The 19,401-nt window shown below is 52.0% G+C and carries 22 protein-coding genes; 6 read left to right on the forward strand and 16 right to left on the reverse strand.

Annotated elements, in window-relative coordinates; translation table 11 throughout:
- From ABD836_RS08820 to ABD836_RS08875, 12 genes are all read right to left on the reverse strand, one after another.
- On the reverse strand, positions 1-1,176 hold the full coding sequence (locus ABD836_RS08820; protein WP_344934735.1) for an MbnH family di-heme enzyme: 1,176 nt from the start codon (positions 1,174-1,176) through the stop codon (positions 1-3).
- An 8-nt stretch (positions 1,177-1,184) separates the two neighbouring features.
- Positions 1,185-2,075: an MbnP family copper-binding protein gene (locus tag ABD836_RS08825; protein WP_344934737.1), complete on the reverse strand. Its 891-nt coding sequence runs from the start codon at positions 2,073-2,075 to the stop codon at positions 1,185-1,187.
- Between the two features lie 343 nt (positions 2,076-2,418).
- Positions 2,419-4,056: a TIGR03545 family protein gene (locus ABD836_RS08830; protein ID WP_344934739.1), complete on the reverse strand. Its 1,638-nt coding sequence runs from the start codon at positions 4,054-4,056 to the stop codon at positions 2,419-2,421.
- A 140-nt stretch (positions 4,057-4,196) separates the two neighbouring features.
- Positions 4,197-4,856, reverse strand: a complete 660-nt coding sequence (locus tag ABD836_RS08835; protein WP_344934742.1) for a 2Fe-2S iron-sulfur cluster-binding protein — start codon at positions 4,854-4,856, stop codon at positions 4,197-4,199.
- The gene (gene rdgB / locus ABD836_RS08840) at positions 4,856-5,479 is read right to left on the reverse strand and encodes an RdgB/HAM1 family non-canonical purine NTP pyrophosphatase (RefSeq protein WP_344934744.1); all 624 of its coding nucleotides are present in this window, start codon (positions 5,477-5,479) and stop codon (positions 4,856-4,858) included. The genes ABD836_RS08835 and rdgB overlap by 1 nt, the downstream gene beginning before the upstream one ends.
- Before the next feature lie 12 nt (positions 5,480-5,491).
- Entirely contained in the window at positions 5,492-5,965 is a 474-nt protein-coding gene (locus ABD836_RS08845) for a DUF4426 domain-containing protein (RefSeq protein WP_344934746.1), read from the reverse strand.
- 22 nt (positions 5,966-5,987) lie between these two features.
- Positions 5,988-6,578 carry a methionine biosynthesis protein MetW gene (gene metW / locus ABD836_RS08850; protein ID WP_344934748.1) on the reverse strand — a complete coding sequence of 197 codons (591 nt, stop codon included), beginning with the start codon at positions 6,576-6,578 and terminating at the stop codon, positions 5,988-5,990.
- Positions 6,568-7,731 carry a homoserine O-succinyltransferase MetX gene (metX, locus tag ABD836_RS08855; protein ID WP_344934751.1) on the reverse strand — a complete coding sequence of 388 codons (1,164 nt, stop codon included), beginning with the start codon at positions 7,729-7,731 and terminating at the stop codon, positions 6,568-6,570. Before metX ends, metW begins: the two co-directional genes overlap by 11 nt.
- Positions 7,732-7,780: 49 nt before the next feature.
- A complete protein-coding gene (locus tag ABD836_RS08860) occupies positions 7,781-8,080 on the reverse strand; it encodes a DUF167 family protein (RefSeq protein ID WP_344934755.1) in 300 nt (99 codons plus the stop codon).
- Between the two features lie 13 nt (positions 8,081-8,093).
- Positions 8,094-8,681, reverse strand: coding sequence for a YggT family protein (locus tag ABD836_RS08865; RefSeq protein WP_344934757.1), 588 nt, complete (start codon positions 8,679-8,681; stop codon positions 8,094-8,096).
- 5 nt (positions 8,682-8,686) lie between these two features.
- Positions 8,687-9,505, reverse strand: coding sequence for a pyrroline-5-carboxylate reductase (gene proC, locus ABD836_RS08870; RefSeq protein WP_344935025.1), 819 nt, complete (start codon positions 9,503-9,505; stop codon positions 8,687-8,689).
- Between the two features lie 122 nt (positions 9,506-9,627).
- Positions 9,628-10,341: a YggS family pyridoxal phosphate-dependent enzyme gene (locus ABD836_RS08875; protein ID WP_344934759.1), complete on the reverse strand. Its 714-nt coding sequence runs from the start codon at positions 10,339-10,341 to the stop codon at positions 9,628-9,630.
- A 150-nt stretch (positions 10,342-10,491) separates the two neighbouring features.
- On the opposite strand from ABD836_RS08875, the gene ABD836_RS08880 reads away from it, so the two are divergent.
- On the forward strand, positions 10,492-11,526 hold the full coding sequence (locus tag ABD836_RS08880; RefSeq protein WP_344934761.1) for a type IV pilus twitching motility protein PilT: 1,035 nt from the start codon (positions 10,492-10,494) through the stop codon (positions 11,524-11,526).
- Between the two features lie 37 nt (positions 11,527-11,563).
- A complete protein-coding gene (locus ABD836_RS08885; protein ID WP_344934764.1) occupies positions 11,564-12,730 on the forward strand; it encodes a PilT/PilU family type 4a pilus ATPase in 1,167 nt (388 codons plus the stop codon).
- A gap of 7 nt (positions 12,731-12,737) precedes the next feature.
- Here the strand turns inward: ABD836_RS08885 and ruvX are convergent, their stop codons facing one another.
- From ruvX to gshB, 4 genes are read right to left on the reverse strand one after another with little or no spacing between them, the layout of a single operon-like run.
- Positions 12,738-13,157, reverse strand: a complete 420-nt coding sequence (gene ruvX, locus ABD836_RS08890; protein WP_344934767.1) for a Holliday junction resolvase RuvX — start codon at positions 13,155-13,157, stop codon at positions 12,738-12,740.
- A 12-nt stretch (positions 13,158-13,169) separates the two neighbouring features.
- Entirely contained in the window at positions 13,170-13,739 is a 570-nt protein-coding gene (locus tag ABD836_RS08895; RefSeq protein ID WP_344934769.1) for a YqgE/AlgH family protein, read from the reverse strand.
- A gap of 46 nt (positions 13,740-13,785) precedes the next feature.
- On the reverse strand, positions 13,786-14,664 hold the full coding sequence (locus ABD836_RS08900; protein ID WP_344934771.1) for an energy transducer TonB: 879 nt from the start codon (positions 14,662-14,664) through the stop codon (positions 13,786-13,788).
- Positions 14,661-15,626, reverse strand: a complete 966-nt coding sequence (gene gshB / locus ABD836_RS08905) for a glutathione synthase (protein WP_344934773.1) — start codon at positions 15,624-15,626, stop codon at positions 14,661-14,663. Before gshB ends, ABD836_RS08900 begins: the two co-directional genes overlap by 4 nt.
- 245 nt (positions 15,627-15,871) lie before the next feature.
- Between gshB and pilG the strand changes: the two genes are divergently transcribed.
- The 4 genes from pilG to ABD836_RS08925 all read left to right on the forward strand — a co-directional run bounded on the left by pilG (position 15,872) and on the right by ABD836_RS08925 (position 19,369).
- On the forward strand, positions 15,872-16,267 hold the full coding sequence (pilG, locus tag ABD836_RS08910; RefSeq protein WP_344934775.1) for a twitching motility response regulator PilG: 396 nt from the start codon (positions 15,872-15,874) through the stop codon (positions 16,265-16,267).
- Between the two features lie 91 nt (positions 16,268-16,358).
- Positions 16,359-16,721: a twitching motility response regulator PilH gene (pilH, locus tag ABD836_RS08915; RefSeq protein ID WP_344934777.1), complete on the forward strand. Its 363-nt coding sequence runs from the start codon at positions 16,359-16,361 to the stop codon at positions 16,719-16,721.
- A gap of 29 nt (positions 16,722-16,750) precedes the next feature.
- Entirely contained in the window at positions 16,751-17,290 is a 540-nt protein-coding gene (locus tag ABD836_RS08920; RefSeq protein ID WP_344934780.1) for a chemotaxis protein CheW, read from the forward strand.
- 45 nt (positions 17,291-17,335) lie between these two features.
- Positions 17,336-19,369 (forward strand): methyl-accepting chemotaxis protein, encoded by a 2,034-nt coding sequence (locus ABD836_RS08925; RefSeq protein ID WP_344934783.1) that lies wholly within the window; start codon positions 17,336-17,338, stop codon positions 19,367-19,369.
- Positions 19,370-19,401: the final 32 nt, after the last annotated feature.

Below are 19,401 nucleotides of genomic sequence, written 5' to 3' on the forward strand. Positions count from 1 at the left end.
TTAGTTTTCCCAAGGATCGGCAAAGCGAGGATTGTTGATGAGCTCAAAATCCGTGAGGCTTTCGAGAAAGGCGATCAGGTTTTGAATATCATCTTCGCTGATATTAAACCCTGAAATAAAGCCGTCACGAAAAGGATTTGTTCTGCCATCGCCAGCATTTGGACCATTGCTAATATTGCGGCCACCGGCGGCGTAGGTGCGAATGACTTCTCCAAGAGTCGCTATACTGCCATCGTGCATATACGGCGCTGTAAGGTTAACGTTGCGTAAACTGGGTGCTTTAAATTTGCCCATATCACTGGCTTTACCGGTGATTTCAATGATGCCCTGACTGATCTCGGGGTAGGCGCCTTCGCCATCGATATTATAAAGACCGGTGTTATGAAAAGGCATATCCACAAACAGCTGGCTGCTATCTGCGGTGGCATCGCTGAAGTTATAGCCGCCATGGCAGTGGAAGCACTCTAAACCTTCGCTAAAAAATAAGCTTCGGCCCCGTTTTGCGGCGTCGGTGAGTATAGTGGTCTCGCCATTTTCATAGCGGTCTGTATCGCTGCTAAAGGAGTTGATCCCCCGCACAAAGGTCGCCAAGGCTTTGACGATGATGTCGAAATTGAGTAGCTCGCTGCTGTCATTATTTGGAATGTCGGCAGCGAGTTCTTGGTATACAGGGTCATCGCTTAGTTCTGCCAGAATCGAGTCTTTGTTGTCTTCGTTAATACCTTGTTCTACCGGAAATTCACCGAACAGGGGCACTAATATTTGTTGTTCTAAACTTATTAGTGCGGGGTTTGCCCATGTGTATGTGGTGTTGAAGGCGACATTGACCAAGCTTTGCGCATTGCGGGGATGGAGTTCGCCGGTAGAGCCAATTGAACGCTCTAAGGACTCAGCAAAAGCAAGGTTTTGGTGATGGCATGATGCGCAGGACTGGCTGGCGTTGCCTGATAAACGCTGATCGTAAAATAGGTGGCGACCTAGCGCAAACATGCCCTCGCTTACGGGGTTGTCGGTTGGCACGATCGGTAGCGGGACATGCTCGGGAAGATTCCAGTTAAATACCTGAGCTTCGGTGTTTGAACCGGTTTGGTAGCGGGTTTCGCTACCGCCACCACAGGCTGATAAGACGGTAACAAAAATGGCCGCAAACGCGGCCATGGAATAGGTTTTTTTCATGGTGGGCTCTATAGCGATTGGGCGCTAAATACAGTTTGGCCATCCGTGGGCTCATCATTTTCGCCAAGGCCCATGCCGAGAGAATCGAAAATATCTGTGCAATCTAAATCAGTGCTGCCCGACATGCAGCCAGGCGCCCCGCCTTGGTCAGTCATAAGCGCATTGTTTTCAACTAGTTTGCCATAATCAATGACGATGGTTTGATTCTCAATATCGCTAACATCAATTTCAATTGTTGGGCGATTAATTGCGCTGCAGCTGACGGCTTCATCGTTTTGCGGATTACCGACACAACCAGTACTGCCTAGGTGAATATTCCAAGTGGTGGTGCTGGTATTGTCTGGTTTCATTACGCCGCCATCGGGGGCAAAATCCATGCGCAAATGTTTGTAACCAGACTGCCATGACCAATGCATATCGGTGCGGTTTAAGGGTGAAGTCGCAGCAGTTAAGTCTTGGTGATTTAGATCGCCGGGAACACCGACGGTGAAGCGAATGCGATCAACATTGTTGAGGCCACCCGCTACGCTGCCAAGCACTACTTTATTGGTAGGTTTGTCAGTATCGCTGGCGCAGTTATCTAGTTTATCTTGGTAGTCTAAGAGCGCAACGCTGCTACTTTGCCAGTCATTGTCGTCGAGGGTGAGGGGCATTTCGCTGCCGTCGCTATTGATTAACACCACATCGTGGATATACAGGGCGAAACCACGAATCGTGCCGGATGAGCCGTCAGTCCCTAGGCCGGTCAGTTGCGCATTGCAATTTATATCAGTGTTGTTCGCCTTGGCAGCAAAGGGAATGCTCACTTCGCTGCTACCGCCGCTACCTGACGAGCCGCCACAGGCAATTAAGGTCAGCGATGTGGATACAATTAATCCTAGTTTTGACAATAGATTCATTTTTCTTCCCCTCGAAAATGCAAGGAAGTCTAGCGACAAAATAGGCTTCTGAAAATGCGGCTAATTGTCGCAGCCAAAGGGTATAGGCTGGGTAAAGTCGCTAGCGCTAGCCTGTTTTCTGGGGGGTAATTATTTTAAAAAGCGTGTTGTTGCGTTGAGCATGCGTGATCTTATTCACTAACTGCAGCGGCTGGCTACGGTGTGCGAAGACGTACAGCAGGCCTAGAAAATGCCTGCCCTAACTGGATTTGCGTCTAGTGCAGGGCAGGCCTAGCGGGCGATATTTTTTAGCACATTTGCTGAGGCCTAGATTTTTCCGTTGGTCGCCGCTTGTAGGTAAGGCTTAAAGCATTTCCTTCATTAAGGCTTGCAGCGCGGCCTCGCGATTACCGAGCAGTTCTTGGTATTCACCAAGGATATTTTTCTTCTCTTGAAGCTTGGCCATTTGTGGCCCGTAGTCGCTGCTGAGCTTGGCTTTGAGTTCGTTTTCTGCCTCGCCAAGTTTGGCTTTAAGTTCTGCGCCGAGAACATCGCCCAGTATACTGTCGAGGTTGGATTTTAATTTAATGGCTGGTTCGTTAACTGTGCCGTTAACACTTAAATCCATCACTAGGCGGCTGACGTCTTCTAGCGCGGCGGCCAATAAGTTGGCTGTTTTGTTATCGGCGGCAGCATTAGCAACCAAGAGTTTGGCTTGGTTGACGAGGCCTTTGGCGGAGCCTTTGAGGGTGTCGCCGTCGATGCCAAAGTTGGCGCTAATATCGGCAATGCCTTTTTCTAATTGCAGGGGCAGGTCGGGGCTTTGCGAAAGTGATACGCCAGACAGTGCCAGTTGTTTCAACGCCATATTGAAAACACTTTTTAGGGTGTTATTGCGCTGGTCAAATATGCCGTCGATGACAAGCTGAGATTTTTCTTCCATGCCGCCGCGGAGGGCCATGGTGATGGGTTTATTCCAGTAGTCTTGCTGGTCGGTAACGTCATTAATTTCACCAGAATAGGCGAGCTTTTCACCGCCAATCACTTGGTAGCCGTCGATGAGTATTTGGCGAATGAGGAGTTTTACGGGTAATTCAGTCGGTGCCTCGCTCGGTGCGGGTTCTTTTTCTGCCATGCTACCCATGGTTTCTTGGTAGAGGCTGAGGCCACGTTGCACAAAGGTATTTACTTCGTCGCCAAGCAAAAAGCGGAGCATGCCTTCGCTGCCTTGATCAAGGCCGTATTTAGAGAGCATGCGCTTAGATTGGTCGGCGGGTAAATTCGCCGCGCGCAGCGTGAGGCTTTTTACTTCGGCTGAGTCGGTTTTAATATCGTCGTTTAAAGTTTTGAATTGTTTCAGGTCGTCTTTGATGTCGTCGCGCAATTGCTTGGCACCGGCAATGCGCTCGATCATGTTCTTTTGCTTTAGTTCTTTCCAGCGCTGCTGGTAGGTATCTAATTGGGCTTGGTCTGGTAGGGAATCGGTTTTGCCCTCCCAACGGCTTTCAATATCGCTAAAGCCAGTTTGAATGGCGTCGACTTCGGCTTGTATTGTTGCTTGTTCTTCAGCTAATAGGGCGCTGGGGTCGGGTAGTGCTATACCGGGTAGGCCGCTGTCGCTCTCGGGTTTTGGTGGTGGCAATTTACCGTCCAAGGTGCCGGGGGTTGTGCGCTCGGTATACATTTGTAGGCCAGACAGAAGTACCTGATCGGCGATCAGCTGCATTTTTAACAGCGCTTTGGTATCTACATCAGCCGAGACTGTTTCGCTTTGCAGCAAGTTGCGCATTGGCTCTTGTGGATTGGCAACGGTGAGTCCGTGCAGGGCAACGTGGGTTGGGTAAAACTGAATATCGACGCTGTCGACATCAACCCGGGCACCTACTTGCTTGCTGCCCTCGTGTTCAATCATGAACTTAGCGATGGGCTCCAGCGCGAAAACCACGCCGATTACTATGACGGCCAGTAGGGCGAGAACGCCACGAAGAATCCATTTGAACATGCCAGTGTGTCTCCAGACTTATGATGTTGCATAGGGTAGTTGCGAATGTGTGCACTACTCAAGGGTGTTTTCTAATTTACGTTGATAGGCTGAGACCACAGTAGTATTGATAAGTGCAATAAGCCATAAAAATTAAGGGCTTAGTCGCGATCATTGGTTCGCAGCTGGTACCGCCCTGGGTTACCACCGCTGCGGTATGCGGCCTGCGCGGCGATGCCGGTAGTGTGATTTATTCCCTGCCATAACAAAGTTTGCTGGTGGTTGCTGATGTGCCATAGCGCAAAGTCGCCGCTATGCTCGCGATCAATATTGAGGAGCGCAATACTGTGGTGATTATGCGGGTGTTGCGCGACCTCAATGCACTCGTCTTGCAGGGTGATGACTCTGCCATCAATTCCGCCGATGCTGTTTATGTGCACGGTATTGTTGAGTAAAACGGCAACAATATCACCGGGCTTTGGTGGGCTTTGGCGCCCAGCGGGAAGCCGTAATTGTCTTGCGTTGACGCCTTCGCAACGCCAGTGCTGAGGGCTGCTGATCAGTGGTAAATGCGCGATTTGCAGATTGCTGCGAGCGTGGCTTATGCAAAGAGCGATTTTATTGGGGGCATTAAGCTGAGTGCCGTTGCGCAATGTCACTGAGCCCGCTTCTAGCTGGCAGTCACAGCGGCCACAATTGCCATTGCGACAACTGCGAGCCACGGGCAGCTTGGCGGCAAGGCATTGCTGTAGCAGGTTATCTCGGTCGTTAATGGCTAGGTTGAGTGCGGTGTCGGCCACCGTTAAAGAGTGGGTGGTCATTAGGCCCTGGCCAAATATTCCGTTTGCAGGCGAGGTAATAACTGCTTTAACGCCAGTGCGCGATGGCTGATTTGGTTCTTCTCAGCTTTGCTGAGTTCGGCGGAGCTTTTTTCTAATTCGGCAATATAAAATAGCGGGTCGTAACCAAAGCCATTCTCGCCGCGCGCTTGCTCAAGAATAGTACCCTGCCATTGGCCTTCGCAAACAATGGGCGCCGGGTCGTCGGCGTGACGCACAAACGCCAGTGCACAATGGAAGTGAGCGCCACGCTGAGGCTTGTTGTTCAGCTCGGTAAGAAGTTTGGCATTGTTTGCGGCGTCATTCGCGCCTGCGCCGGCATAGCGTGCTGAATAGATGCCCGGTGCACCGCCAAGGGCGTCGACACAGAGACCAGAGTCGTCAGCAAGCGCCGCACAGCCGCTTTGGCGGGCGGCGTTGCGGGCTTTTAAGATAGCATTTTCAATGAAGCTCAGGCCGGTTTCTTCGGCCTCAACAACTTGGTAGTCGGCTTGACTGCGCAGCGCAATGCCGAGACCGCCAAGCAGGTCATTCAATTCTTGTAGCTTGCCGCGATTTCCGCTGGCGAGCACAACGATGTGGTTGGCGGCTTGAGTGTGAGTCACTTTATAAACTTCCTACTTGTCGACGTAGAGCATTTTAATAAATTGAATATCGTAGCTGGATTTGTCGTCTACGCTAACTTGCAGGCGGAAGTCGCGGCGCTCGTCATTGCTAATAGCAAACTCAGCAATATAGTAGGTGGCGTCTTGCTCTATGACTTCGCGGAAATCGAGCGGGGTCCGGTGAATTAAGTCAGACTGGGTGCCGGTGATCGCGGCGCGCACGGCGCTGTTGCTGCCATCGCTTTGGCGACGTACCGAAACATTAACCAGGAATTTGTTTTTACCGCGCACAATGCCGTAGCTGCGCGCGACCTTTGGGCTAAGAAAGCTGGTGTTCAATACGCTGAAGTGAACCGTGTCATTGCCAAATTGCTTGCTGGTTTCGGTAACTGGCGGTGTCTCTTGTACTTGCGCTTGGCTTGCTGCGCTAAAACTGAATAGCAGGCTAAGGCCGAGGGCCGCGAAAAAGCGATAGGTAAAATTCATAATAAATACTCTTTTAGGCAGCTCATTTACTGATGTGGTAAACGGCTGTAACGCCAAGTAAATTTGGGAAACGATCGGCAAGCGGGCTTTGATTATTTTCGGCTCCAATTACCGCGCTATTGAGAATGCGGATCTGCTTGTCGGCGCACAGCGCCTCGAAATCTTTCACGGTACAAAAGTGAATATTGGGGGTGTCGTACCAGGTGTAGGGCAGGAATTTAGACACCGGCATTCTGCCGCGCTGCCCTAAATACCAACGGCTGCGCCAATGACCAAAATTAGGGAAGGTGACAATGCACTCTTTACCAACCCGCAGCATTTCATCAATGACCAAATGTGGGTAGCGCAGGGTTTGCAGTGCTAGGGTCATCACCACCATGTCAAAGCTATTGTCGCGAAAATTACCCAGGCCAAGGTTAAGGTCGTGTTCAATGACGTTCACGCCTTTGGCGAGGGCGAGGTTGATATTGTCGGCATCTATTTCAAGGCCGATGCTGGATACATTCTTTTGCTGGGCGAGTGTCGCCAGCAAGGTGCCGTCGCCGCAGCCAAGGTCGAGCACGCGGCAGCCTTCCTTAATCCACGGCTGAATCAGGGTGAGGTCAAAGCGCATGGCCAAGCTCCTGTTTGAGTCGTTTCATATAGGCGTGAAATACATCCATATAACGTGGAATGGGAATTAAAAAGGCGTCATGGCCGTGGTCAGCTTCAATCTCGGCGTAGCTGACCGGCTTATTGGCGGCGACGAGGGCGTCGACAATCTCCCGTGAGCGGGCTGGGGCAAAACGCCAGTCGGTAGTGAAGGAGATCACCATGAACGAGCAGGTGGCGTTGCTAAAGGCCTGTGCGGGATCGTCGTTGTACTCGCGCGCCAAGTCGTAATAATCCAGCGCCTTGGTCATGAGTAAATAGGTGTTGGCGTCAAAACTGCCGGAAAAGGCTTCGCCTTGATAGCGCAGATAGCTTTCGACCTCAAATTCGACATCGCTGTCGGAGCCAGAGCCCAAGGTCAGATTGCCGGTTTTTAACTCCCGACCAAATTTCTGCTTCATGCCGTCTTCAGACAAATACGTGATGTGGCCGACCATGCGCGCTAATGCCAAGCCCTGACGGGGCAGGGTATCGTGCTCTAGGTAGCGACCCTCATGAAAATTGGCGTCTGAGGTAATCGCGCGGCGGGCAATTTCGTTGAAGGCAATATTCTGCGCCGATAATTTCATGGCCGAGGCAATAACAATGCAGTGGCGCAGGGCGTCGGGGTGCTCCAGCGCCCAGCGCATGGCCTGCATGCCGCCGAGGCTACCGCCAATAATGGCTGCCCACTGATTGATGCCAAAGTGCTGCATCATTAAGTATTGGCTCTCCACCCAGTCGCGACAGCGCAGCGGGGGAAAGTCTGGCCCCCACGGCTTGCCGGTCTCGGGGTTGATGGCGGTGGGGCCGGTGGAGCCATTGCAGCCGCCAATATTATTAATGCTTAAAACAAAAAACACATTGGTGTCGATGGGCTTACCGGGGCCGATACAGCTGTCCCACCAGCCGGGTTTGCGGTCGTCGGGATGATGAATGCCTGCGGCGTGATGGTGGCCGCTCAGGGCGTGGCAGATCAGTATGCCATTGGATTTGTCGGCGTTGAGCTCACCATAGGTTTCATAAACAATGTCGTGCTCGGGCAGCGACCGTCCGCAGGCCAAGGTCAGCGGCTGATCGAAATGCAGGGTTTGTGGCATCACAATGCCGACGCTGTCATTTACTTGCTGTGTCATCGAGACCGTTTTCCTTGCTGTGCTTGTGCCGCGTAGCGACTTGGTTTGTTTATTTTATTACCTTGTTCAAGGCGTCGGGAATACTTGTTGGCGCTTGAATCCTAAGGGTTTTTTGCCGACTTTGACTGCCTGCGCTCAGCCTTACCCGCTGCTTGCTGACCCCAAACTCCGCGGCGACAAAGGCAATTAAGCCCGCGTTGGCCTTGCCGTCAGTTGCCGCTGCGGTGATCCTAATTTTAAGCCGATCACCGTGTTGGCCGGAAAACTCATTGGCGCTGGCTTTGGGCTGAATATGGCAGAATAAAATTAAATCGTCATCTTGCCACTGATAGTACTGAGCGTCGGTCACCGTATTGCCGTTTTTATAAGCCCATCACCAAGGCCGGGTGCAGACCGGCGCTGGCGGCCATGTGCCGGAGCAGGACCTCAAGCACATTGATAATTAAAAACACAAAGATTGGTGATAAATCGAGCCCACCCATGGGCGGCACTATTTTACGAAACGGCGCCATAACCGGTTCGGTGATTTGGTAGAGCAGGCGCGCGGCGGGATTACTGCCGCCTTGGGCAACCCAGCTCATGATGATGTTACCGATAATGGCGAAAAAGTAGAGGTTGAGCAGGGCGCTGCAAATACCCAAAACCGACCACACTAGCAATTGACCAATATTGGGCAGTCCGGCGCCGTAAATCTGCAGTAACATGGCGATGCCGAGGGCCTGAACGAGCAGCGCGAGTAGCAAGGACGCGGTGTCGACTTTGCCAACACTGGGAATAATTTTGCGCAGTGGCAATACCAAGGGGTTGCTGACTTTTACTAAAAATTGGGAAATAGGGTTGTAATAGTCGGCTTTCACCAGCTGTAAAATCATCCGCAGTAAAAACACGGCAATGCCGAGGCTAACTACGGTATTGAGTAACAGTGTCGTAATTTCGTTAACAGCACTCATTGGCACTATTCTCCATCTAATTCAATTGCGAGCTCTTCGGCGCGAAGGCGTGCGCCTTCTAGCGCTTGGTCAAACAAGGCTTCAAGGCCGCCGGCTTGTAAAATATTAATTGCCCGCTCGGTTGTGCCGTTTGGCGAGGTCACGCGGCGGCGTAACTCGGCGGCATCGACGTCGCTGCCAAGGGCCATTTGTGCAGCGCCAAGCGCAGTTTGCAGGGTTAGCTGCTTGGCGACCTCGGCGCTTAAGCCCATTTCCAGTCCTTTCGCCTGCATGGCCTCCATCACTAAAAAGAAATACGCTGGGCCGCTGCCAGACAAGGCGGTAACCGCGTCTAATTGCGCTTCATTGTCTACCCACAGGGCCAAGCCAACTGCTTGCAGAATTTGCTCCGCCTGCGCGCGTTGGGTGGCGTTTACCTCGGTGTTGGCAAACAGGCCCGTTGCGCCGCTGCGCACCAGTGCCGGGGTATTCGGCATGCAGCGCACAATGGCAGTATTGCCGCCTAACCAGCCGTCTAAGCTTGCGCTGGTGACACCGGCGGCAATAGTAATGACCAGCGGCTTGCGATCTTGCACGCTGGCGGCGATATCACCGGCGACGATTTTCATTATTTGGGGTTTAACCGCCAAAATTACAATATCGACGGCGGTAATTAAGGCGTTATTGTCGCTTGCGGTATTCACCGGCGCGACCGCGAGGAGTTTGTTTAGGCTGTCGGCATTGGGGTCGCTGGCCCAGATTTGCTCAGCGGCGAAGCCGCTGGCCACCAGACCGCCAATAATACTGGAGGCCATATTGCCACCGCCGATAAAGCCAATACGCATTGTACTCACAACGTTAATCCTTGTTTGCTGATACTCGTCGCTACGACTGTTGCTGCGCCGCGCGGGGAATTTGCCGACGGCAGTATATCAGCCCTGTTTTGATACTGGCAGTGAATGCGGCTTCAATCGGGCGTGGTGGCTGTGCGTGGGCCAAAAATATCACTGCCGATACGCAATATGCTTGCCCCTTCGGCAATGGCGGACTCCATATCGGCAGACATGCCCATGGACAAGGTATCGAGTTGCGCATTCGGAAAGCGCTGGCGCAGCGTAATGAGCAATTCGCGCACAGCGGCAAAATTGCGGCGTTGCTCGTCGGTATTGGTGGTGTTCGCAGGAATCGCCATTAAGCCACGCAGGCGCAAGTGAGGCTGGCTGAGGGCGAGTTCGGCCAGCGCAGGAATATCGCCAAGGCTTGCCCCGGCTTTGCTGGCCTCGTCGTTGATATTCACTTGTAGGCAAATATTCAGTGGCCCAAGCGGCGAGGGCCGCTGGTCGTTTAAGCGATTGATGACCTTGGCGCGGTCGACGCTGTGGACCCAGCTGAAGTGTTCGGCAATGGTGCGAGTTTTATTACTTTGGATCGGGCCAATGAAATGCCAGCAGATGGCTAAGTCTCGCAGCGCGTCTTGTTTGCCTAGGGCTTCTTGTAAATAGTTTTCGCCAATATCGTGAATACCCGCGCTCACAGCAAGCCGGATGTCGGCCGCGCTGCGGGTTTTACTGACCGCCATTAAGGTCGGTGCTGGCCCGTCGGCGTGAGAAATTTGATAGGCGGCGGCGATCCTCGCTTGAATCGCTGCTATATTAGGTATGATGGTATTGGATGCTGTCATAGGGGAATTATGCCCGATCTCCGCCGAGGCGTCGCATCCCAGCCGATCGGTCGGCAAAATAAAAACATTGTGCTGTACGCCGCCGCCGTCGCGTTATAAAGTTTTGAGTCTGGTGCTGCCTGTGCAGTTTTGATGTGCTTGAGGAATTTCATGGATATTACCGAATTATTGGCGTTCAGTGCTAAGCAAAATGCGTCTGATTTGCACCTGTCGGCGGGCTTGCCGCCGATGATAAGGGTTGATGGCGATGTTCGTCGTATCAATCTACCGCCTCTTGAACACCGTGAAGTTCACAGCCTGATCTACGAGATTATGAATGACCGCCAGCGGCGGGATTTTGAAGAGTTTCTGGAAACCGACTTTTCCTTTGATGTGCCGGGGGTGGCCCGCTTCCGGGTTAACGCCTTTAACCATAATCGTGGTGCGGGTGGTGTATTCCGGACAATTCCCTCTAAGGTTTTGTCGATGGATGATCTTGGCATGGGCCAAGTATTCAAAGATATTTCGATGCTGCCGCGGGGCTTGGTGTTGGTAACGGGACCGACTGGTTCGGGTAAATCGACTACCTTGGCGGCGATGATTGACTATATTAATGACAATAAATTTGACCACATTCTGACCATTGAAGACCCGATCGAATTTGTTCATGAATCGAAAAAATGCCTGATTAACCAGCGAGAGGTGCATCGCGATACTCATGGATTTAACGAGGCCCTGCGCTCGGCGCTGCGTGAAGATCCTGATATCATTCTTGTTGGCGAATTACGTGATTTGGAGACTATCCGTCTGGCGCTAACCGCGGCAGAAACCGGTCACTTGGTATTTGGTACCTTGCACACGACCTCCGCGGCCAAGACCATTGACCGGATAGTCGACGTTTTTCCGGGTGATGAGAAATCCATGGTGCGCTCAATGTTGTCGGAGTCTTTGCAGGGGGTTATTTCCCAAACGCTGCTGAAGAAGCCAGAGGGCGGTCGCGTGGCAGCCCACGAAATTATGATTGGTACACCTGCGATTCGAAACCTGATTCGCGAAGACAAGGTGGCGCAGATGTATTCGGCGATTCAGTCGGGCGCCGCGCTGGGTATGCAGACCATGGATCAATGTCTGAAAAACATGCTGGCGAAGCGCTTGATCAACCGCGATGCGGCACGCTTAAAAGCGCGTTTTCCTGAAAACTTTTAATAATGATATTTGAGTGCGATTTCCGGGGACAAAATAAGTGGAAATAGAAAAACTGCTAAAGATCATGCAGGATAAAGGCGCCTCGGATCTCTTTATTTCGGCGGGGGTGGCGCCGTCGATAAAGATTAATGGTCAAATGATTCCCATGAGCAGCAATGCGCTGAGCCCTGAGCAAGCGCGTGAAGTGGTGCTGGGTGTGATGAACGATCAACAGCGCCGCGAATTTGTGCGTGATAAAGAGTGCAATTTCGCGATTAGTTCTAGGGGTATTGGCCGTTTCCGAGTCAGCGCTTTTTACCAGCGCAATTTAGTCGGCATGGTGTTGCGCCGAATTGAGACAAAAATACCTAGCAGCGATGAGTTGGGCCTGCCAGAAATTGTGAAAGAACTGGCGATGACCAAGCGCGGCCTGATTGTATTTGTTGGCGCGACGGGTACGGGTAAGTCGACCTCGCTGGCGTCAATGATTGGTCATCGCAATGAAAACTCGCGGGGTCATATCATTACCGTAGAGGACCCCATTGAATTTGTGCACCAGCATCATGGCTGCATTGTGACGCAGCGGGAAGTCGGTATCGACACTGAGTCGTTTGAAGTGGCCTTGAAAAATATGCTGCGGCAGGCGCCCGATGTCATCATGATCGGCGAAGTTAGAACCCGGGAGGCGATGGAGCAGGCCATTACCTTTGCTGAAACGGGGCATCTCTGCTTGTGTACTTTACACGCGAACAACGCCAACCAAGCACTGGATCGGATTATTCACTTTTTCCCAGCCGACCGTCATCCGCAGTTGTGGATGGATCTGTCGCTCAATCTCAAGGCCATGGTTGCTCAGCAGTTGGTCCCCACGCGCGATGGTCAGGGGCGCCGGGCCTGTGTGGAAGTGTTGCTGAATACTCCGTTGGCCTCCGATTTGATACGCAAGGGTGATGTGGCGGGCATTAAGGACTTAATGCGCAATTCCACCGAGCAGGGCATGCAGACGTTTGATCAGGCGCTTTACGATCTGTACCAGTCTGGTGAAATCACCTATCAAGATGCTATCGCCCATGCCGACTCGGCTAATGATTTGCGCTTGCTCATTAAGCTTGGCGCGGACAATGACCCAGAGAAAATGCATTCTATGGCAGGTGGTTTTAAAATGCAGGAGGACGAAAATGACAATAGTCCGAGTTCAGGCATTACCACTAGCCGGCGGCGCTAGCTAAATTTTAACTGCGCATCCAGCTTTCCAAAATAATCACGGCGCTGCGGCTGTCTACGCCTTGGCCTTTAAAGTCACGAGAGCCGCTGTCTGCAATGATATCGCCCTTGGCTTCAAAGCTGGACAGGCGTTCATCGGCAAAGTGCACGGCTAGGCCAAAACGTCCGTGCAGGCGGTTGCCAAACTTGCGGGCGCGGTGCGACATCTCAGATTTACTCCCATCCATATTCAGTGGTAGGCCGACCACAATGGCATCGGGTTGCCATGTTGAAAATAATTCGTCGATATCGTCCCAGCGAGGGATGCCATCTTTGGCCGTTACCGCGCCCTGGGGTGACGCGGTGCCCGTGAGGGTTTGACCCACAGCACAGCCGATCCAGCGCAGGCCAAAATCAAAGCCAATGAGGGTTTGGGGTTTTGCTGTCATGGGGCTTGGTCCTTAGGCGTGACCGCTGTCCGAGCCGAGCTGGGAAAAGGTAATCCCAAGCATGGCGAGTGCCGCATCCACTTTCTTGTCTGAGGGCACATTAAACAGGACTTCCTCATCTGCCGGTAGGGTTAGCCAAGTATTGCTTTGAATTTCTTCTTCGAGCTGGCCGGCGTCCCATCCTGCGTAGCCGAGTGCGATTAGGCACTGGCTGGGGCCGAGATTGTGGGCAATGGCCTCAAGAATGTCGAGAGAAGTGGTAAGGGCGACAGTGTCAGTGACCTCAATACTGGCATCCCACTTTTGGTGGTCACGACGATGGAGAACAAAACCGCGATCCGTGTGCACTGGACCGCCGGCGAAGACGGGTTCTGGGTGTTCAAAAATTTGGCCGTCAATATCGAGCTGCTCTAGTATTTCATCGACCTCCATGTCGGTGGGGCGGTTGATGACTATGCCCATTGCTCCCTGGTCGTCATGCTCGCAAAGGTAGGTAATGCTGTGCGTAAAGATGCCGTCCCTCAGGCCGGGTAGGGCGATAAGGAAGTGGTTTTTCAATGAGGGGAAGGCAGTTGGCTTCATGTTAATGAGTATGGTTTAAGTTGTGGTAAACACAAGAACAAAACCGTTAGTTCACATTGGCTTTCAGCCCTTGACGCTCAAAACGCCAGGTACGAACAATACCGAGGCGATTCTTGCCGTCTAATACGTCGGCGGGAATGGCCTCGAAAGGTGCTGCTTTGCGAACAATGCGGTGAGCCGCTTGATCGAGCACGGCGCTGCCAGAGCTGCTGAGGATCCGCACTTCGTCAATACGGCCGTCGGGCATCAGCATGAGCAATAAGCGCAACTCCCCCTCGATACCCTTGCGGCGCGCTTCGTCTGGGTAATTGGCATTGCCAATGCCTTCGATTCGCTGCTCCCAGCGGTTGAGGTAGAGTGCGTCTGGTGAGCCCTTGGTGGCCACCGAGGTAATAAATTTGGGTCTGGGCATCCGCGCGTAGGACTGGTTGAGCGTATCGAGCTGGGCTTCGAGGGAGGCGATGTTGTCGCTTAGTTCGGTGCTGTCATCATTGCCTTGCCACTGCTGCTGTTGCAGGATCATGCGGGTACTTTGGGTGGTGGTTTGCCGGGTATTGCTTGCTGTGCTGCTTAACTCTGGCGACGGCGCTTGCTTGGGGGTGTTCTTGGCTAATTTAAGCGCGTTCTCGCTGGGTGTGCTGTCGTGAAATGCGCTGTCAGACATGCTGCGCAATTCGGCCTTTTTATCGAGACTACCGCTGCCGGCTTGGTCGTACTGGGCTAGGTAATCGGCTTCAGCGGGAGCATCTTTGCTGCGGTATTGAGCAAGGGTGATCTCGAGGCTTGGCAGCGTTATACGGGCATCCTCTGGGGCAAAATTAAGGCCCAGAATCACCGCTAAATGCATGGCGGTGGCGATAACAATGATAAAACCCAGCCGCTCTGGCGGCGGCTGGGTTTCAATGAACATGGTGCTATTGCTCATGCTTTAGGGGTCGCTGCGGCGAGTTTGTCAGCAATGCAATCCATTAGCTGGCCCGCGATATCGGTAGAAAATTGGTCGTCAATTTCGCGTATACAAGTGGGGCTGGTGACATTTATCTCAGTGAGGAATTCGCCAATAACATCTAAACCAACGAAAAGCAGGCCCTTCGCTTTGGCGATTGGACCCACTTCGGCGGCAATGCGCCGATCGCTATCGCTAAGTGGCTGTGCACGGCCGGTGCCGCCGGCAGCCAAGTTGCCGCGGGTTTCACCCTTGGCAGGAATTCGGGCGAGGCAGTAAGGCACGGCTTCGCCATCGATCAATAGAATGCGCTTGTCGCCGTCGCGAATTTCCGGCACATACACCTGCGCCATAATGGTGGTTTGGCTGTGATTGGTGAGTGTTTCGAGTATCACACCTACATTGGCATCGTCAGCGCGGAGCCGGAAAATAGAACTGCCGCCCATACCGTCTAGGGGTTTCATGATGACATCGCCGTGCTCAGCATGAAACGCGCGCAGGCGAATCTGGTCACGACTAACTAAGTGAATTGGGCCTAAATGCGGAAATTGCAGGGCGAAGAGTTTTTCATTGCAGTCGCGTAAGCTTTGCGGCTTGTTGACTACCCAGGCGCCTTGGGTTTCGGCGAGTTCTAAGATGTGGGTCGCGTAAAGAAATTCATTGTCAAAAGGTGGGTCCTTGCGCATAAGAACCACATCGAGTTCGCCTAGGTCGATGTCTTGCGTCGCGCCGAGTTCGTAGAAATGTGCAGGATCTTTAAACACCTGGAGTTGACGCGTGGCGGCCCGAGCCCGGCCGCCGCTGACGTAAAGATCTTCAATGGTCATGTAGTGAATTTGCCAATTGCGCTCGGCGGCAGCCCAAAGCATGGCCAAGGTGGAGTCCTTTTTGTACTTAATCTGCTCAATGGGATCCATTACTATGCCCAAACGAATTGTCATTTTGATACCTATGTCGAAAACTTCAAGGAAAAGGGTTTCTTATAACCTGCTGCTGAGCTAATAATTAGCGTCAACAGAATACGGCTAAAATAGCGCATTATTGTAAGTACAGGCAATTTTGCGTGACTGATATCTTTCGCGATGATGGTGTCAGCGGGTATTCCGTGTAAAAATCGCGGTAGGGTGCGCCCAAATAAGGGAGTATAGGTGCATAAATTGAAACCTGAAAAAGGTTCGCGTTACCTATGGAAGTCAATTTTTCTAGTTTAAAGGTTATGATTATTGATGACAGCAAGACCATACGTAGAACCACTGAAACCTTGCTTGCCAAAGAAGGTTGCACAGTCGTTACTGCCGTTGATGGTTTTGATGCCTTAGCAAAAATAGCCGATACTAAGCCCGATATCATTTTTGTTGATATTATGATGCCGCGTTTAGACGGTTATCAAACCTGCGCCTTAATTAAAAATAATACTGAATTTAAGGCTACGCCGGTAATTATGTTGTCCAGCAAGGACGGCTTGTTCGATAAAGCGAAAGGCCGTATTGTTGGCTCAGATCAATACCTGACAAAACCGTTTAGTAAGGGCGAATTGCTTGAAGCAATTCAAACTCACGTACAGAGTGCGCAAGCGCAGTAATTGTCAGATCCACCGCTAAATATGTGCTCCTAGCCACTGCCTTAGGCAGAGTTATGTGCATTATTAGTGCGGTGCTCGCGAGGGAAGCTACATGCCACGGGTGTTAATAGTCGATGATTCACCGACTGAAATTTTTAAAATATCGCAAATACTTAATAAAAATGGCTATGAGGTATTGACCGCAGACAGCGGTGAAAAAGGGATTGAGCTCGCTAAGCAAGAAATGCCAGATGTGGTATTGATGGATATCGTCATGCCCGGTCTAAATGGTTTTCAAGCCACACGGCAGCTTAGTCGCGACCCTGAAACCAGCGGTATTCCCGTTATTATCGTCACTACCAAAGATCAGGAAACTGATCGCCTGTGGGGCCAGCGCCAAGGCGCTAAAGGCTATTTGACCAAACCGGTTGATAGCAAAGGTTTGTTGACGGCAATTGATGCAGTACTTAATTAAGTGCATAGCGAGCCACGGTGACTGGAATAATGACTGACACCTCGTCGTTTGATTATTTGCTGGAGATATCTCGGCGCTGCGACGTCGGTACAACGAGTTTGCCCAGCGCTAGGGATCAGCTCGCCGTGAGCTGGAGTGGCGTTGGCTTTTTGTTGGGCGAACATTACTGCGTGGCGGCAATGGATGATATCGCTGAAGTGCTGACCGAGCCTGCCAGCACTCGCCTGCCTGGGGTTAAGCCTTGGGTGCGTGGCGTGGCAAATGTGCGCGGTCGCCTTTTGCCATTGATCGATTTAACCGTTTTTCTTGGCGAGTCCAGAACCACCGAACAGCGGCAACGGCGGGTGTTGGTTATTGAAAAAGGTGACACCTATATTGGTCTAATTGTCGATGATGTCTTTGGTATGCAGCATTTCCCAGTTGATCAATATCAAGTCGATTCGGTTTTTTCCAGTGAAAAACTGGCGAAATATGCCCAGGGCGCTTACCAGCAAGCAGAGCGTAGATGGGCGCTGTTTCGGCCAAGCCAATTAATTAATGACAGTGATTTTTACACGGTTGCTGCTTAATAAAGCAGCGCTAAAAATTTTTTAAAATGCCGGGAGTCGGAGTAAATGAAAGCAGGTAATCACGGCGCGATGGCGCGACTACGAACCAGCCGTGCAGTCAGTGTACTCGTCTTATTTATGTTAGTGGGCTTTGTTGGCGCCGGGATTAACACCTTTATAATCCTGCGTGATGCCGATCATGATCAGCGCTATTTAGAGTTGACCAGTGAAATGCGTCTTTTCGCGCAACAGCTCGCCAACAATGCCCGCGAGGCAGCTTTGGGTGATCAGAGTCAATTTGACTCCCTGGCCCGTGCGCAGAGAAATTTTGAAACCGCACGCGGCCAATTGGTGTCGGGCAGTAAAAATCTCCCCTCGCCGGCGGCAATGTTAGGCGGCAATATTGATGAACTTAATCGCCTGTGGGCACAAACCGATAGCGCTGCTGAAACAATCGTAAGCAATCAGGAGCGCATTGTTTTTCTCTATGGGGTTGCTGAAAACCTCAATAGACTGATTCCGCAATTGCAGGTTGGCAATAACAAGCTAGTTGAAATTCTACTCAAGAGTGGCGCGCCGGCTCAACAGGTTGCTATCGCGCAACGCCAGTCATGGTTAGCTGAGCGTATTGCGCGCAATGTAGATAAAATGATTGGCGGTACCGACGCCGCTACGCTTGCTGCGGAGCAATTCACTATAGACGCCAGCGAGTTTGCGACGGTATTGCGCGGAATGTTAACGGGTAACAGTGCGATTGGTGTCGACAAAGTTAGCAGTAGAGACGCGAGACTCATTCTTTCGGAGATGGCGACTTCCTTCCAAATGATCAGTGGCTCAATGGAAGAAATATTCCAGGTTTCGCCGGAGTTGTTAAAGTCTTCGGAAGCTGCGACCTTGATTGCCACAAATGTGCCGCAAATCACTCAAGTAACCAGCAAACTATCCACGGATATTGCCAAACTTGATGAGAAACGCTCGTGGTCAGTTGTGACTGCGATGATGTTTGTTGCGCTAATTTTGGTGTCTTTGAGTTTGTTGGCTTGGCAATCCACTCGCAATACGCGGCTGCGCCTGCGTGAAACGGCAGACGCCAATGAGCGTAATCAAACTGCTATTTTGCGTTTACTGGATGAGCTTGCCGATCTCGCGGACGGTGATTTGACTACATCGGCGACGGTAACCGAGGACTTCACTGGGGCGATTGCTGATTCGATCAACTACACCATCGACCAATTGCGGGTACTGGTGTCGCAGATAAACGAAACCGCAGTACAGGTATCGTCCGCCGCGCAAAACTCGCAGTCTACCGCGCTGAACTTAGCGCAAGCGTCTGAAAGCCAGGCGAAAGAAATTGCGGGCGCGTCGGCGGCGATTACTGAAATGGCACTGACCATCGACAGAGTCTCGTCCAACGCCCGCGAATCAGCGGCGGTAGCACAGCGTTCGGTTGCCATCGCAAACACGGGTGCAGAAGTGGTGCAGAACACCATCAAGGGCATGGATAATATTCGTGAACAGATTCAGGAAACCTCCAAACGGATTAAGCGTCTCGGCGAATCGACTCAAGAGATCGGCGACATCGTTTCTTTGATTAACGACATTGCTGACCAAACCAATATCTTGGCACTAAACGCGGCGATTCAGGCATCGATGGCTGGTGATGCTGGTAGAGGCTTTGCGGTTGTTGCCGACGAAGTTCAGCGTCTGGCAGAGCGCTCCTCTGGCGCGACCAAGCAGATTGAAGCACTTGTTAAAACCATCCAGTCAGATACCAACGAAGCGGTTATCTCTATGGAGCAAACGACGTCTGAAGTTGTGCGTGGTGCGCGTCTCGCACAGGATGCGGGCGCGGCTTTGACCGAGATCGAAACGGTATCTCAGGAATTGGCTGAATTGATTGAAAATATCTCCAGCGCTGCGGCAGATCAGGCCACTTCGGCAGGGCAAATATCGTCCACCATGCGGGTAATTCAAGAGATCACCTCGCAGACCTCGGCGGGTTCAACTGAAACGGCTCGCTCGATTGGTGCGCTGGCGGAGATGACCAATGATCTGCGTAGTTCGGTGGCCGGTTTCACGCTTCCGGAGCAGCGGGCTTAGCGCAGTCGCTGCTAACAAATGCTGTGTAAGGA

The organism is Zhongshania borealis, assembly GCF_039539625.1.
Lineage (GTDB): Bacteria > Pseudomonadota > Gammaproteobacteria > Pseudomonadales > Spongiibacteraceae > Spongiibacter > Spongiibacter borealis.

Coding starts and splice junctions, on each gene's coding strand:
- ABD836_RS08820 (WP_344934735.1), bottom strand. CDS start 1,176: ATGAAAAAAACCTATTCCATGGCCGCGTTTGCGGCCATTTTTGTTACC.
- ABD836_RS08825 (WP_344934737.1), bottom strand. CDS start 2,075: ATGAATCTATTGTCAAAACTAGGATTAATTGTATCCACATCGCTGACC.
- ABD836_RS08830 (WP_344934739.1), bottom strand. CDS start 4,056: ATGTTCAAATGGATTCTTCGTGGCGTTCTCGCCCTACTGGCCGTCATA.
- ABD836_RS08835 (WP_344934742.1), bottom strand. CDS start 4,856: ATGACCACCCACTCTTTAACGGTGGCCGACACCGCACTCAACCTAGCC.
- ABD836_RS08845 (WP_344934746.1), bottom strand. CDS start 5,965: ATGAATTTTACCTATCGCTTTTTCGCGGCCCTCGGCCTTAGCCTGCTA.
- metW (WP_344934748.1), bottom strand. CDS start 6,578: ATGCGCTTTGACCTCACCCTGATTCAGCCGTGGATTAAGGAAGGCTGC.
- metX (WP_344934751.1), bottom strand. CDS start 7,731: ATGACACAGCAAGTAAATGACAGCGTCGGCATTGTGATGCCACAAACC.
- ABD836_RS08865 (WP_344934757.1), bottom strand. CDS start 8,681: ATGAGTGCTGTTAACGAAATTACGACACTGTTACTCAATACCGTAGTT.
- proC (WP_344935025.1), bottom strand. CDS start 9,505: ATGCGTATTGGCTTTATCGGCGGTGGCAATATGGCCTCCAGTATTATT.
- ABD836_RS08875 (WP_344934759.1), bottom strand. CDS start 10,341: ATGACAGCATCCAATACCATCATACCTAATATAGCAGCGATTCAAGCG.
- ABD836_RS08880 (WP_344934761.1), top strand. CDS start 10,492: ATGGATATTACCGAATTATTGGCGTTCAGTGCTAAGCAAAATGCGTCT.
- ruvX (WP_344934767.1), bottom strand. CDS start 13,157: ATGACAGCAAAACCCCAAACCCTCATTGGCTTTGATTTTGGCCTGCGC.
- ABD836_RS08895 (WP_344934769.1), bottom strand. CDS start 13,739: ATGAAGCCAACTGCCTTCCCCTCATTGAAAAACCACTTCCTTATCGCC.
- ABD836_RS08900 (WP_344934771.1), bottom strand. CDS start 14,664: ATGAGCAATAGCACCATGTTCATTGAAACCCAGCCGCCGCCAGAGCGG.
- gshB (WP_344934773.1), bottom strand. CDS start 15,626: ATGACAATTCGTTTGGGCATAGTAATGGATCCCATTGAGCAGATTAAG.
- pilG (WP_344934775.1), top strand. CDS start 15,872: ATGGAAGTCAATTTTTCTAGTTTAAAGGTTATGATTATTGATGACAGC.
- pilH (WP_344934777.1), top strand. CDS start 16,359: ATGCCACGGGTGTTAATAGTCGATGATTCACCGACTGAAATTTTTAAA.
- ABD836_RS08920 (WP_344934780.1), top strand. CDS start 16,751: ATGACTGACACCTCGTCGTTTGATTATTTGCTGGAGATATCTCGGCGC.
- ABD836_RS08925 (WP_344934783.1), top strand. CDS start 17,336: ATGAAAGCAGGTAATCACGGCGCGATGGCGCGACTACGAACCAGCCGT.